The 13261-nt window shown below is 62.9% G+C and carries 12 protein-coding genes; 8 read left to right on the top strand and 4 right to left on the bottom strand.

Translation table 11 applies throughout. The features are described 5' to 3' along the window. Positions 1-2: 2 nt before the first annotated feature. Complete coding sequence (rpiA, locus tag G7009_RS07410; protein ID WP_181129263.1) at positions 3-674, bottom strand: ribose-5-phosphate isomerase RpiA; 672 nt, start codon at positions 672-674, stop codon at positions 3-5. A 145-nt stretch (positions 675-819) separates the two neighbouring features. Here rpiA and ilvA point away from each other — a divergent pair, with 145 nt between their 5' ends. Further along, positions 820-2334: a threonine ammonia-lyase, biosynthetic gene (gene ilvA / locus G7009_RS07415; RefSeq protein WP_181129264.1), complete on the top strand. Its 1515-nt coding sequence runs from the start codon at positions 820-822 to the stop codon at positions 2332-2334. 38 nt (positions 2335-2372) lie between these two features. After that, entirely contained in the window at positions 2373-2798 is a 426-nt protein-coding gene (locus G7009_RS07420; protein WP_181129265.1) for a DUF2269 domain-containing protein, read from the top strand. 32 nt (positions 2799-2830) lie between these two features. Here the strand turns inward: G7009_RS07420 and G7009_RS07425 are convergent, their stop codons facing one another. Beyond that, positions 2831-3487 (bottom strand): histidinol-phosphatase, encoded by a 657-nt coding sequence (locus G7009_RS07425; protein ID WP_181129266.1) that lies wholly within the window; start codon positions 3485-3487, stop codon positions 2831-2833. Positions 3488-3628: 141 nt separating this feature from the next. Between G7009_RS07425 and G7009_RS07430 the strand changes: the two genes are divergently transcribed. Beyond that, a complete protein-coding gene (locus tag G7009_RS07430; RefSeq protein ID WP_181129267.1) occupies positions 3629-4108 on the top strand; it encodes an RNA pyrophosphohydrolase in 480 nt (159 codons plus the stop codon). Between the two features lie 22 nt (positions 4109-4130). Next, entirely contained in the window at positions 4131-6410 is a 2280-nt protein-coding gene (gene ptsP / locus G7009_RS07435; protein ID WP_181129268.1) for a phosphoenolpyruvate--protein phosphotransferase, read from the top strand. A 30-nt stretch (positions 6411-6440) separates the two neighbouring features. Here ptsP and G7009_RS07440 read toward each other — a convergent pair whose 3' ends face one another. Beyond that, positions 6441-7187: an NRDE family protein gene (locus tag G7009_RS07440; protein ID WP_181129269.1), complete on the bottom strand. Its 747-nt coding sequence runs from the start codon at positions 7185-7187 to the stop codon at positions 6441-6443. 132 nt (positions 7188-7319) lie between these two features. Between G7009_RS07440 and G7009_RS07445 the strand changes: the two genes are divergently transcribed. From G7009_RS07445 to G7009_RS07455, 3 genes are read left to right on the top strand one after another with little or no spacing between them, the layout of a single operon-like run. Beyond that, a complete protein-coding gene (locus tag G7009_RS07445) occupies positions 7320-8102 on the top strand; it encodes a sulfite exporter TauE/SafE family protein (RefSeq protein ID WP_181129270.1) in 783 nt (260 codons plus the stop codon). A 15-nt stretch (positions 8103-8117) separates the two neighbouring features. Beyond that, a complete protein-coding gene (lgt, locus tag G7009_RS07450) occupies positions 8118-8927 on the top strand; it encodes a prolipoprotein diacylglyceryl transferase (protein ID WP_181129271.1) in 810 nt (269 codons plus the stop codon). A gap of 48 nt (positions 8928-8975) precedes the next feature. Next, on the top strand, positions 8976-9947 hold the full coding sequence (locus G7009_RS07455; RefSeq protein WP_181129272.1) for a thymidylate synthase: 972 nt from the start codon (positions 8976-8978) through the stop codon (positions 9945-9947). A gap of 451 nt (positions 9948-10398) precedes the next feature. Here the strand turns inward: G7009_RS07455 and cadR are convergent, their stop codons facing one another. Beyond that, positions 10399-10842, bottom strand: coding sequence for a Cd(II)/Pb(II)-responsive transcriptional regulator (cadR, locus tag G7009_RS07460; protein WP_181129273.1), 444 nt, complete (start codon positions 10840-10842; stop codon positions 10399-10401). Positions 10843-10923: 81 nt separating this feature from the next. Here cadR and G7009_RS07465 point away from each other — a divergent pair, with 81 nt between their 5' ends. Continuing rightward, a complete protein-coding gene (locus G7009_RS07465) occupies positions 10924-13170 on the top strand; it encodes a heavy metal translocating P-type ATPase (protein WP_181129274.1) in 2247 nt (748 codons plus the stop codon). Positions 13171-13261: the final 91 nt, after the last annotated feature.

Below are 13261 nucleotides of genomic sequence, written 5' to 3' on the forward strand. Positions count from 1 at the left end.
GGTCAGACCTTGAGGGTCTTGACGCCTTCGGCGGTGCCCAGCAACAGCAGGTCCGCGGGCCGTGCCGCGAACAGGCCGTTGGTGACCACGCCGACGATAGCGTTGATCTGAGCTTCCAGGGCGACCGGATCGACGATCTGCAGGTTGTGTACATCCAGGATGACGTTGCCGTTGTCGGTCACCACGCCTTCACGGTAGACCGGATCACCGCCCAGCTTGACCAACTGGCGCGCCACGTGGCTGCGCGCCATCGGGATCACTTCCACGGGCAGCGGGAAGGCGCCTAGGACAGGTACCAGCTTGCTGGCGTCGGCGATGCAGATAAAGGTCTTGGCCACCGCGGCGACGATCTTCTCGCGCGTCAGGGCCGCACCGCCGCCCTTGACCAGGTGCAGACGTTCATCGCTCTCGTCCGCGCCGTCCACGTAGAACTCCAGCTCGCTGACGGCATTGAGCTCGTATACCGGGATGCCATGGCCCTTGAGACGCGAAGCAGTAGCCTCGGAGCTCGCCACCGCGCCGTCGAAGGCCGTCTTGTGCTGGGCCAGGGCGTCGATGAAGAAGTTCGCTGTGGACCCGGTGCCCACGCCGACGACGCTCTTGACGTCCAGCTTGGGCAGAATGAAGTCGACAGCGGCCTGGGCGACAGCCTGTTTGAGTTGGTCCTGGGTCATGCGGGCTCCGGAAGGGGCAGGGAGTTACGAAGGTCGACCATTATAGCGGCAAGCGCCGGTAAAACCGCGGTTTTGCTGTGGTCGCCCGACCGGGCGCTGGGGTAGACTCGCAGCCCTTGTCCCGCGGCCCAGTGATGTTTTCCCGATGCTCGAACAGTACGTCAAGAAGATCCTCACCTCGCGCGTCTACGACGTTGCGGTCGAAACCCCGTTGCACAGCGCCGGACAACTGAGCCAGCGTCTGGGCAACCAGGTCCTGCTCAAGCGCGAGGACTTGCAACCGGTGTTTTCCTTCAAGATCCGCGGGGCGTACAACAAGCTGGCGCAGCTGAGCAAGGAAGAACTGGCCCGCGGCGTGGTCACCGCCTCGGCGGGCAACCATGCCCAGGGGCTGGCATTGGCGGCACGCGAGCTGGGGATCAAGGCCACCATCGTGATGCCCAAGACGACCCCGGAGATCAAGGTCGAAGGCGTACGCTCGCGCGGGGGCAAGGTGCTGCTGCACGGTGATTCGTTCCCCGAGGCGCTGGCGTATTCCTTGAAGCTGGTCGACGAAAAAGGCTTCGTCTACATCCATCCCTACGACGATCCGCACACCATCGCCGGGCAGGGCACCGTGGCCATGGAAATCCTGCGTCAGCATCCGGGTCGCCTGGATGCGATCTTCGTGCCGGTCGGGGGCGGTGGTCTGATCGCCGGTATCGCTGCCTACGTCAAATACCTGCGCCCGGAGATCAAGGTGATCGGCGTGGAGCCGGACGATTCCAATTGCCTGCAAGCGGCCATGGCAGCCGGCGAGCGGGTCGTGCTGCCACAGGTCGGGCTATTCGCCGACGGTGTCGCTGTGGCGCAGATCGGCCAGCATACCTTCGATATCTGCAAGTATCATGTGGATGAGGTGCTGACCGTCAGCACCGATGAAATCTGCGCTGCGATCAAGGATATCTATGACGATACCCGCTCGATCACCGAACCCGCCGGTGCGTTGGGCGTGGCTGGCATCAAGAAGTACGTCGAGCGCCATGGCGTGACCGGCCAGACCCTGGTGGCGATCGACTCCGGCGCCAACGTCAACTTCGACCGCTTGCGCCATGTGGCCGAGCGTGCCGAGCTGGGAGAAGGGCGCGAGGCCATTATTGCCGTGACCATCCCGGAACGGCCGGGCAGTTTCAAGGCGTTCTGCGAAGCCATCGGCAAGCGGCAGATCACCGAATTCAACTACCGCTATCACGCGGCAGGCGAGGCGCATATCTTCGTCGGCGTGCAGACGCATCCGGAAAGGGACCCGCGTTCCGAGCTGGTCAGGCAACTGATCGAGCAGGGCTTCCCGGTGACGGATCTGACCGACAACGAACTGGCCAAGCTGCATATCCGGCATATGGTGGGTGGCCATTCGGCGGGAGTCAGCGACGAGATGGTCCTGCGTTTCGAGTTTCCCGAGCGGCCGGGCGCGCTGTTCAACTTCCTCAACAAGTTGGGCGGACGCTGGAACATCTCGATGTTCCACTACCGCAATCACGGGGCGGCCGACGGACGGGTGGTCGCCGGCCTGCAAGTGCCGGATGACGAACGCCACCTGGTGCCGGCGGCATTGGCCAAGATCGGCTACCCCTACTGGGACGAGACCGAGAATCCGGCCTACCGGCTGTTCCTGGGCTAAGCGACTACGCTTGGCTAACCGCTCCAGGATGCGATGACATGGACTACCTCACTACCCTCAAGACCGTGCACATCCTAGCCACCGTCGTGCTGCTCGGCAGCGCGCTCGGGCTGGCGGCATGGACCTGGCGTGCGCGGCGTCAGGGCGACGGCCACGTCTATGGGCAACTTCTGCGTCGCCCCCTGCTGTTCGTCTGGATAGTGATGGGCGTATGCCTGGTCAGCATGCCGTTCACCGGCTGGTGGCTGGCCCATCTGATCGGCTGGCCATTGGGGCAGACCTGGATCCTGGTATCCGGCTTGCTGTACACCCTTGGCGCCTTTTGCTTCTGGTGGTTGCTGGTACGCCTGAATCGGTTGCGCCACGGGCCGGTCGAGGGGTTGCGCCCGACTCTGGCGCTGGCATTGGTCAGTGCCCTGTGCTTCGTGTCCATCGCCGGGCTGATGGGCGCCAAACCGGTCTAGGCGAGACAGACCGCACCTCGCCCTCGCTCGTTTCAGTCACGCAGCGACATGACCTCCCAGCCCCTGCGTTCGGCTTCGGCCTCGAGCCTGGGGTCCGGGTCGACGGCCACCGGGTGCGCTACTTGCTCGAGCAGCGGCAGATCGTTCATCGAGTCGCTGTAGAACCAACTGTCTTCCAGGTCATGGCCGTTCTCCAGCATCCAGCGCCGCAGGCGCGTCACCTTGCCTTCACGAAAACACGGTATATCGGTACTGCGACCGGTGTAGCGTCCATCCTGCATCTCGCATTCGGTAGCCAGCAGGGTGGTGACACCCAGGCGACGGGCGATCGGCGCGGTGACGAAGCGATTGGTGGCGGTAATGATCACTAGCTTGTCGCCTGCGTCACGGTGCTTTTGCAGCAGGGCCAAGGCCTTGGGCAGGATGATCGGTTCGATGCAGTCGCGCATGAATGCCTGGTGCCACTGGTCGAGCTGGTTCGGCTCGGTGGCGGCGAGGATCTCCATGGAAAAGGCCAGGTAGGCCTGCAGGTCGAGCGTGCCGTCGAGGTAGTCATCGTAGAAGGCGTCGTTGCGGCGCTTGTAGGCGACCGGATCGAGGATCCCGCGCTCGCAGAGGTAGTCGCCCCAGGCATGGTCGCTGTCGCCACCGAGGAGGGTATTGTCCAGATCGAATAAAGCCAGGCGCATCGCAGTCACTCGCAGAAGCTCTAGGGAAGCTGTGCAGAATACGGAGTTCTCATCTCGCTGCACATAAGCATGGCGGGCGCGTTGCTGCGCTCGCAGGCTTTGTGGAACAATGCCCGAACATGCGTTTGCGAGGTTGCTGCCGTGATCGACCCGGATGGTTTTCGCCCCAATGTCGGGATCATTCTCACGAATGATGCCGGGCAGGTGCTATGGGCTCGACGGATCAACCAGGACGCCTGGCAGTTTCCCCAGGGAGGGATCAACCCTGACGAAACGCCGGAAGACGCCCTGTACCGCGAGCTGAATGAAGAGGTTGGGCTGGAACGCCAGGATGTGGAAATTCTTGCCTGCACGCGTGGCTGGTTGCGTTATCGTTTGCCGCAGCGGTTGGTACGCACGCACAGCCAGCCGCTGTGCATCGGCCAGAAGCAGAAGTGGTTCCTGCTGCGTCTGGTGACCAACGAGCAGCGGGTACGTATGGACCTGACCGGCAAGCCCGAGTTCGACGGCTGGCGCTGGGTCAGCTATTGGTATCCATTGGGCCAGGTGGTGACATTCAAGCGCGAAGTGTACCGGCGCGCCTTAAAAGAGCTTGCCCCGCGCCTGCTGACGCGCGACTGACGACGGAGTTCGACCCCGAGCCATGCTCAATACGCTGCGCAAGATCGTCCAGGAAGTGAACTCCGCCAAAGATCTCAAGACGGCGTTGGGTATCATTGTCTTGCGCGTCAAGGAGGCGATGGGCAGCCAGGTCTGTTCGGTCTATCTGCTCGATCCGGAAACCAACCGGTTCGTCCTGATGGCCTCCGAGGGGCTGAACAAGCGCTCGATCGGCAAGGTCAGCATGGCCCCCAACGAAGGTCTGGTCGGCCTTGTCGGGACACGCGAAGAGCCGCTGAACCTGGAGAATGCCGCCGATCACCCCCGTTACCGCTACTTCGCCGAAACGGGCGAGGAGCGCTTTGCATCTTTCCTGGGCACGCCGATCATCCATCACCGTCGCGTGGTCGGTGTATTGGTGATCCAGCAGAAGGAGCGTCGCCAGTTCGATGAAGGTGAGGAAGCCTTCCTGGTGACCATGAGCGCCCAGCTCGCCGGCGTCATCGCCCATGCCGAGGCCACAGGTTCGATTCGCGGTCTCGGTCGTCAGGGCAAGGGTATCCAGGAAGCGCGTTTCGTGGGCGTTCCGGGCTCTCCGGGCGCGGCGGTCGGCAAGGCCGTGGTCATGCTGCCGCCGGCCGATCTCGACGTGGTCCCCGACAAGACCGTTGATGACATCCAGGCCGAGCTCAAGCTGTTCAACACGGCTCTCGAAGGCGTGCGCGACGACATGCGAAAGCTGTCGGCCAAGCTCGCCACGCAACTGCGTCCGGAGGAGCGCGCGCTATTCGACGTCTACCTGATGATGCTCGAAGATGCCGCGCTCGGCGGTGAAGTGGTGGCTGTCATCAAGACCGGCCAGTGGGCCCAGGGGTCCTTGCGCCAGGTAGTGGGCGAGCATGTCAGCCGCTTCGAACTGATGGATGACGCCTACCTGCGCGAGCGCGCGTCGGACGTCAAGGACCTGGGGCGGCGCTTGCTGGCCTATCTTCAGGAAGCCCGCCAGCAGACCTTGGTGTATCCGGACAACACCATCCTGGTCAGCGAGGAACTCACTCCGGCGATGCTCGGCGAGGTGCCGGAAGGCAAGCTGGTCGGGCTGCTCTCGGTGCTGGGTTCGGGCAACTCGCACGTGGCCATCCTGGCTCGGGCCATGGGTATCCCGACGGTGATGGGCCTGGTCGATCTGCCGTACTCGAAGGTCGACGGCATCGAGATGATCGTCGATGGCTACAAGGGCGAGGTCTTCACCAACCCCAGCGAGGTGCTGCGCAAGCAGTACAGCGAAGTGGTGGAGGAGGAGCGCCAGCTGGCCCAGGGTCTGGACGCGTTGCGCGAGCTGCCCTGCATCACCCCGGACGGTCATCGCATGCCGCTGTGGGTCAACACCGGCCTGCTGGCCGATGTCGCCCGCGCCCAGCAACGTGGCGCCGAGGGGGTAGGGCTGTACCGCACCGAAGTCCCTTTCATGATCAACCAGCGCTTCCCCAGCGAAAAGGAACAGTTGGCGATCTATCGTGAGCAGTTGGCGGCCTTCCATCCGCTGCCCGTGACCATGCGCACCCTCGATATCGGCGGCGACAAGGCGTTGTCCTATTTCCCGATCAAGGAAGAGAACCCCTTCCTCGGCTGGCGCGGTATCCGTGTCACGCTCGACCACCCGGAAATCTTCCTGGTGCAGACCCGCGCCATGCTCAAGGCCAGCGAAGGCTTGAACAACCTGCGCATCCTCTTGCCGATGATCTCCGGTATCCATGAGCTGGAAGAGGCCTTGCACCTGATCCATCGGGCCTGGGGTGAAGTCCGCGACGAAGGCACCGATGTGCCCATGCCGCCGGTAGGGGTCATGGTCGAGATTCCCGCTGCCGTCTATCAGACTCGCGAACTGGCCAGGCAGGTAGACTTCCTCTCGGTAGGCTCGAACGACCTGACCCAGTACCTGCTGGCGGTCGATCGCAACAACCCGCGTGTCGCCGATCTCTACGATTACCTGCATCCAGCCGTGCTGCAGGCCTTGCAGAACGTGGTCCGCGATGCCCATCTCGAAGGCAGGCCGGTGAGTATCTGCGGAGAGATGGCCGGTGATCCCGCCGCTGCGGTATTACTGATGGCCATGGGTTTCGACAGCTTGTCGATGAACGCCACCAACCTGCCGAAGGTCAAGTGGATGCTTCGTCAGATCAATATGGGCAAGGCGCGGGAGCTGCTCGGCGAGGCCATGGCCCAGGACAACCCGCAAGTGATCCACAGCGGCTTGCAGCTCGCCCTGAAGAACCTGGGGTTGGCGCGCATGATCGGGCCCGGCGCCGACAAGAAGCTCTGAACAGGAGAGGCGCCGCCGACAGGCCGGCGTCTAGGCCTCGATCGTCACCTCGCCCAGATGCCCTCCGAAAGGCCCGAAACTGCGTTCCAGCAATCGCCGTCGCCCTTGCGCGTCGACGATCAATACCGTGCTCGCGCGCGTGCCGTAGTTCTGGCTGCTGATGAATACACTCGACAGCAATCGTTCTGTGGAAAGGCCCACGCCTGTCTGCGGAAGCGCGGTTTCGGGCGCCTGGTCGGTATCGGCGAGCAGCTCGAGCAACCGTTGCGGATCCGAGTTGGGCAATGCGTCCTGCAGGCCAGCCCGCGCCTTGAGCAATTTTGGCCAGGGCGTGTCGAGCCCGGCGTTGGACAGCCCGTATACACCGGTCTGCAACCTGCGCGGCGTGCCCTCGCGCGCGCTCAGGTAGGCCAGGCAGTGGCTGTCGCCTGCCAGTAGGTTGAAACCGGAGTATTCGCTGCGCTTGCTCGCCACCTGATCCAGGTACGCATCGACCTCCAGTTCTCCACCCAGGTAGGCCGCGACCAGTTCGCCTCGCGAGCGCAGGCCCTGTGGCTGTTGCGGATCACGGATATTGGTCAGGGCGGCGAAACGTCCACGCGGGCCGATTCCCAACCAGGTGCCTCCAGCCTCGAGGTCGCGTCCGGCATGGACGCCCGGTGCATCCTCCCACTCCGCCAGGGGTTGGGTAGGGCGGGCGTAGAACTCGTCGCGATTGGCGGCCACGATCAGCGGCAGTTCATGTCCGGGCCGCCAGGCGAATACGATCAAGCACATAGGTTGGCCTCCGTGATTTGACCTACTGTACCTACTGCCGCGATCGCTATCCATCATCTGAAAGACTCTTCACTAGAGGCTTGAGGCTCGCTTCCGTTACCATGCCGCATCGTTTTTGACGGGGGAAGACTCATGGCTTTCGCACTCTATCTGCTATTGGGGGCCTGTGCCGGAGTGCTGGCCGGGCTGTTCGGCGTGGGTGGCGGCATCATCATCGTCCCCGTACTGGTGTTCACGTTTACCCTGCAAGGGTTCGATCCCTCGGTACTGACCCACCTGGCGGTCGGGACTTCGTTGGCAACCATCGTCTTCACCTCGATCAACGCCGTGCGCGAGCACCATCGCCTGGGCGCGGTGCAATGGCCGATCTTCGCCTGGATGACCGTGGGGATCCTTGTCGGTGCCGCGGTAGGGGCCAAGACCGCGTCGCTGATCCAAGGTCCGATACTGCAGAAGATCATCGGCGTGTTCGCCCTGGTCATCGCCGCGCAGATGGCCGCGGACTTCAAGCCCAAGGCCAGCCGTGGCATTCCGGGTAGGCCGATGCTCACTGCCGTAGGCGGCGTGATCGGTTGGGCGTCGGCGATCTTCGGCATCGGCGGCGGCTCGCTGACCGTGCCGTTCCTGATCTCGCGCAGCCTGCCCATGCAGAAGGCGGTGGCGACTTCGTCGGCCTGCGGCCTGCCGATCGCCATCGCCAGTGCGCTGGGTTTCATGGTGCTGGGCTGGAACGAGGCACACCTGCCGGCGCACAGCTTCGGCTATGTCTACCTGCCAGCCTTGCTGGGAATTGCCCTGACCAGCATGTTTTTTGCCCGCTATGGCGCACGCCTGGCGCACCGATTGTCGCCACGGCTGCTCAAACGCCTGTTCGCCGCGCTGCTGTTCTGCGTCGGCCTGAGCTTTCTGCTTTAAACGAGAGGAAACAACATGCTGCCTTACCCGCAGATCGACCCCGTGGCCCTGGCCATCGGGCCGCTGAAAATCCACTGGTACGGCTTGATGTACCTGATCGGCATCGGGGGTGCCTGGCTGCTCGCTTCGCGCCGCTTGCACCGCTTCGACCCGACCTGGTCCCGTGAAAAACTCTCCGACCTGGTGTTCTGGCTGTCCATGGGCGTGATCGTCGGCGGACGGCTAGGGTATGTGCTGTTCTACGACCTGCATGCCTATCTGAGCAATCCGACCCTGATCCTCGAAGTGTGGAAGGGCGGCATGTCGTTCCATGGCGGTTTCATCGGTGTGATGCTGGCGGCCTTGTGGTTCGGCAAGCGCAACAACAAGTCGTTCTTCGAACTCATGGACTTCGTCGCGCCCATGGTGCCGATCGGCCTGGGCGCGGGGCGCATCGGCAACTTCATCAATGCCGAGTTGTGGGGCAAGGCGACGGACGTGCCGTGGGCCATGGTCTTTCCGCCGTTCAGCGATCCGGCGCAGTTGCCGCGCCACCCGTCGCAGCTCTACCAGTTCGCGCTGGAAGGGGTCGCCCTGTTCCTGATCCTCTGGATGTTCTCGCGCAAACCGCGGCCGACCATGGCCGTATCGGGCATGTTCGCGCTGTTCTACGGTATCTTCCGCTTCATCGTCGAATTCGTTCGGGTGCCCGATGCCCAGCTCGGTTATATCGCCTTTGGCTGGCTGACCATGGGTCAGTTGCTGTGCCTGCCGATGATATTGGGCGGACTCGGCCTGATCTGGTGGGCCTATAATCGCAAGCCCACGGCCACACCCGCCGTCTGATTCCCACGGCAGGGGCGATCCCCCTGCCGTCCTCGCTACAGGTAAGCCATGAAACAGTATCTAGAACTGGTCCGCGACGTCATCGAGAACGGCACCCTCCAGGAAAACCGCACCGGCATCCGTACCATCAGCCTGCCGGGCGCGATGCTGCGTTTCGACCTGCAAAAAGGCTTCCCGGCCATCACCACGCGCAAACTGGCGTTCAAGTCGGCGATCGGCGAGATGGTCGGCTTCCTTCGCGGCGTCAGAAATGCCGGTGAGTTCCGGGAGCTCGGCTGCAAGGTCTGGGACCAGAACGCCAACGAAAATACCCAGTGGCTGGCCAACCCGTTCCGCCAAGGGCATGACGACCTCGGCGAGATCTACGGCGTGCAGTGGCGCCAGTGGCCGGGTTACAAGCGCATTCCGTTGTCCAATCCCGCCGCCATTGCGGTGGCCGAGCAGCAAGGTTTCCGCAGGATTGCCGAGGATGAAGAGGGTGGCGAGCCTTTCGTTGTCCTGTACAAGGCCATCGACCAAGTGCGTCAGTGCCTGGACACCATCGTCAATGATCCGGGCAGCCGTCGCATCCTGTTCCACGGCTGGAACTGCGCCCAGCTGGATGAAATGGCGCTGCCGCCGTGCCATTTGCTGTACCAGTTCCATCCCAATGCACAGACTCGCGAACTGTCCCTGACCTTGTACATTCGCTCGAATGATCTGGGGCTGGGCACGCCCTTCAACCTGACCGAAGGTGCCGCGCTGCTGTCGCTGTTCGCCCGATTGACGGGCTACACGCCGCGCTGGTTTACCTATTTCATTGGCGATGCGCATGTGTACGAGAATCACCTGGACATGCTCAACGAGCAGCTCAAGCGCGAGCCGTTGCCCGCGCCGAAGCTGGTCATCAGTGATCGAGTGCCGGATTTCGCCAAGACGGGGGTGTACGAACCGCAGTGGCTGGAGCAGATCGAGCCGAGTGATTTCAGTCTGGAAGGGTATGAGCACCACGCACCGATGACGGCACCGATGGCGGTGTGATGGGGCTGGCGGGGCACGATGGTTTTTCTGTCGTGCCCATTGCCGGGTACAAAGCCATTTTCATGTCAGTGATCATCGTCAGCTCATTGCCAACCCTATGAAAGCTGGGCCTCGGAGCTTTGTGTGGCCGCGAATTTCAGGCGCGTTGGGCGATTATATTGCCAGGCGAGCCCTTTCGGCCTCGATCGCGGGGCAAGCCCGCTCGCCACAAGTTGAGATGCAAAGACGTGCTTCCGGTGGCGAGCGGGCTTGCCCCGCGATCGAGTCCGTAGGACTCGCCTGGCAATGAAACTCTGAAAATCACCACGCTAGACGCGGGAAAACCAATCTCGGAGGCGTTCCCAAGCCCTGAACATGTCGACGTTACGCCATCCCCGAGCCGCCACCACAGGCGCCAGAGGCCGGCCATGACGATATCATCTCAGAATCGACACTACGTCCCGCCCACGCCTCAATGCCCGTGACTTCGCCCCACATGCGAATGCTCCGTCTCCGGCACGGTGACTGCGCCGTTCACTTCCAGATGCTGCAGGATCGAGCACTGCAGCTCCTGCGCGTGACAATGCTGGCGCAGCTCCAGCAGTTGCGCCTGCAAGGCCTGCAGGCCGTCGATCCGGGCCTGGACATGCTCGATATGCTCATCGATCAGGGCATTGACGCTTTCGCACTCGGCCTCTGGGCTGTCCCGTAGACGCAGCAGGCGGCGGATCTCTTCGAGCGTCATGTCCAAGGTGCGGCAATTGCGAATGAACGTCAGCCGCTCGACATGAGCCTGGGTATAGAGCCGGTAATTACCTTCGCTACGCGCGGGCTCGGGAAGCAGTCCTTCGCGCTCGTAGTAGCGAATGGTCTCCACGGCGCAGTCGGTGATCTTCGCAAGTTCTCCGATCTTCATGAGCTATTCCGAATGGATGACTTGACCCTATAGTGGCTACAGGGTGTTCACTTGGCAACAGGCTCACTTAAGGACGAACCCATGAACCAGCCTGTCAGCCACGACCATGCCCACGACCATGCCCACGGTGAACATGAGCACTCTCATGCCGGACATGCCCACAGTTGTTGCTCCACCGCTTCAGCCCCTGCCGTCGTACGGACGAGCGAATCGACGAGCAGCGGTGCCAGGCTCAGCCGTTTTCGTATCCAGGCCATGGATTGCCCGACCGAGCAGAGCCTGATCCAGGACAAGCTGGGCAAGCTGGCGGGTATCGAGCAGCTTGAGTTCAACCTTATCAATAGGGTGCTGGGCGTGCGCCACACGCTCGAAGAAACAGCCGAGATCGAACGGGCCATCGACAGCCTCGGCATGCACGCCGAGCCAATCGACGAGGGGGCCGACGATTCTGCACAGGCACCATCGGTCGGTGCCACCCGTTGGTGGCCCTTGGGGCTGTCCGCGCTGGCTGCGGTTGTCGCCGAAATCATCCACTTCACTTCCCTGGCGCCGGAGTGGGTAGTGGCCGGCCTGGCGTTTGCCGCCATCGTCGGCTGTGGCCTTGGCACCTACAAGAAAGGCTGGATCGCTCTCAAGAATCGTAATCTGAACATCAATGCGCTGATGAGTATCGCCGTCACGGGCGCCGTGCTGATCGGCCAATGGCCGGAAGCGGCCATGGTCATGGTGCTGTTCACCCTGGCGGAGCTCATCGAAGCGCGTTCCCTGGACCGGGCGCGTCATGCCATCGGTGGACTGATGCAGCTCAGTCCGGAAATGGCGACAGTGCGTCAGGCTGATGGCCAATGGCGGGAGGTCGAGGTCCGCGAGGTCGCCCTCGATGCCAGCGTGCGCGTACGTCCGGGCGAGCGTATCGGGCTGGATGGCGAGGTAGTGAGCGGGCAGTCCAGTGTCGATCAGGCGCCGATCACTGGCGAAAGCCTGCCGATCGAGAAAGGCCCTGGAGATCGACTGTTCGCGGGCACGATCAACCAGGCGGGCTCACTCGAGTACCGTGTAACGGCGCTGGCCGGTCAATCGACACTGGCGCGTATCATCAAGGCGGTCGAGGAGGCTCAGGGCGTGCGGGCGCCGACCCAGCGTTTCGTGGACCGGTTCTCGCGCATCTATACGCCGGCCGTCTTTGCCGCGTCACTGGCCATTGCGATCATTCCACCGCTGTTTCTTGCCGGCGCCTGGTTCGATTGGATCTACCGGGCACTGGTGCTGCTGGTCGTGGCATGCCCTTGCGCCTTGGTGATCTCGACGCCGGTAACCATTGTCAGCGGCCTTGCGGCTGCGGCGCGCAAGGGCATCCTGATCAAGGGCGGGGTGTATCTCGAAGGAGGGCGCAAGCTCGACTTCCTGGCCTTGGACAAGACCGGAACGCTGACCCATGGCAAGCCTGTCCAGACGGATTTCAAGCTGCTGGACCCCACGTTCGAGGACAGCGCGCAGCGGCTGGCCGCGGGCCTGGCCGAGCGCTCGGACCATCCGGTATCGCGTGCGGTGGCACAATTTGCCGCAACTCAGGGAGTGGTGCCGAACGATGTCGACGACTTCGCGGCCCTCGCAGGTCGAGGGGTACGTGGCACGATCGATGGCCAGACCTACCACCTGGGCAACCATCGCCTCGTCGAAGAGCTTGGGCTTTGCTCGCCACGGCTCGAAGCCGAGCTCGATGCACTGGAGCGCCAGGGCAAGACCGTCGTGCTGTTGCTAGGCAGCGCCGGACCACTGGCGCTGTTTGCCGTGGCTGATACGGTCAAGGACAGTAGCCGCCAGGCGATCGCCGAATTGCATGAGCTAGGCATCAAGACCCTGATGCTGACAGGCGACAATCCCCATACGGCCAACGCTATCGCCGCCCAGGTCGGCATTGATCAGGCCGAGGGCAACCTGCTGCCGGAGGACAAGCTGCACAGTATCGAGCGGCTTTATGCCCAGGGGCATCGAGTCGGCATGGTGGGTGACGGCATCAACGACGCACCGGCCCTGGCGCGCGCGGAGATCGGCTTCGCCATGGCGGCGGCGGGCAGTGACACTGCCATCGAGACCGCCGACGTGGCGCTCATGGACGACGACCTGCGGAAAATCCCCGCCTTTATCAGGCTGTCGCGTCAGAGCGCGGCGATACTGACGCAGAACATCGTTCTGGCGCTGGTGATCAAGGCGGTTTTTCTGGGGATTACCTTTGCCGGGATGGCGACCATGTGGATGGCGGTTTTCGCCGATATGGGGGTCAGTCTGCTGGTCGTCTTCAATGGGTTGCGGTTGCTGCGCAAGTAGGAGGACTGGTCTTCTGCCACTCAACGTTGGAAAAGCAGACGATCGCCTTGTATCCGAGCGGCCCAGCCATAGGCGCTACTTAAGGTAATAG

It is taken from the genome of Pseudomonas capeferrum, assembly GCF_013523055.1.
In the GTDB taxonomy this organism is placed as follows: Bacteria; Pseudomonadota; Gammaproteobacteria; order Pseudomonadales; family Pseudomonadaceae; genus Aquipseudomonas; species Aquipseudomonas capeferrum_A.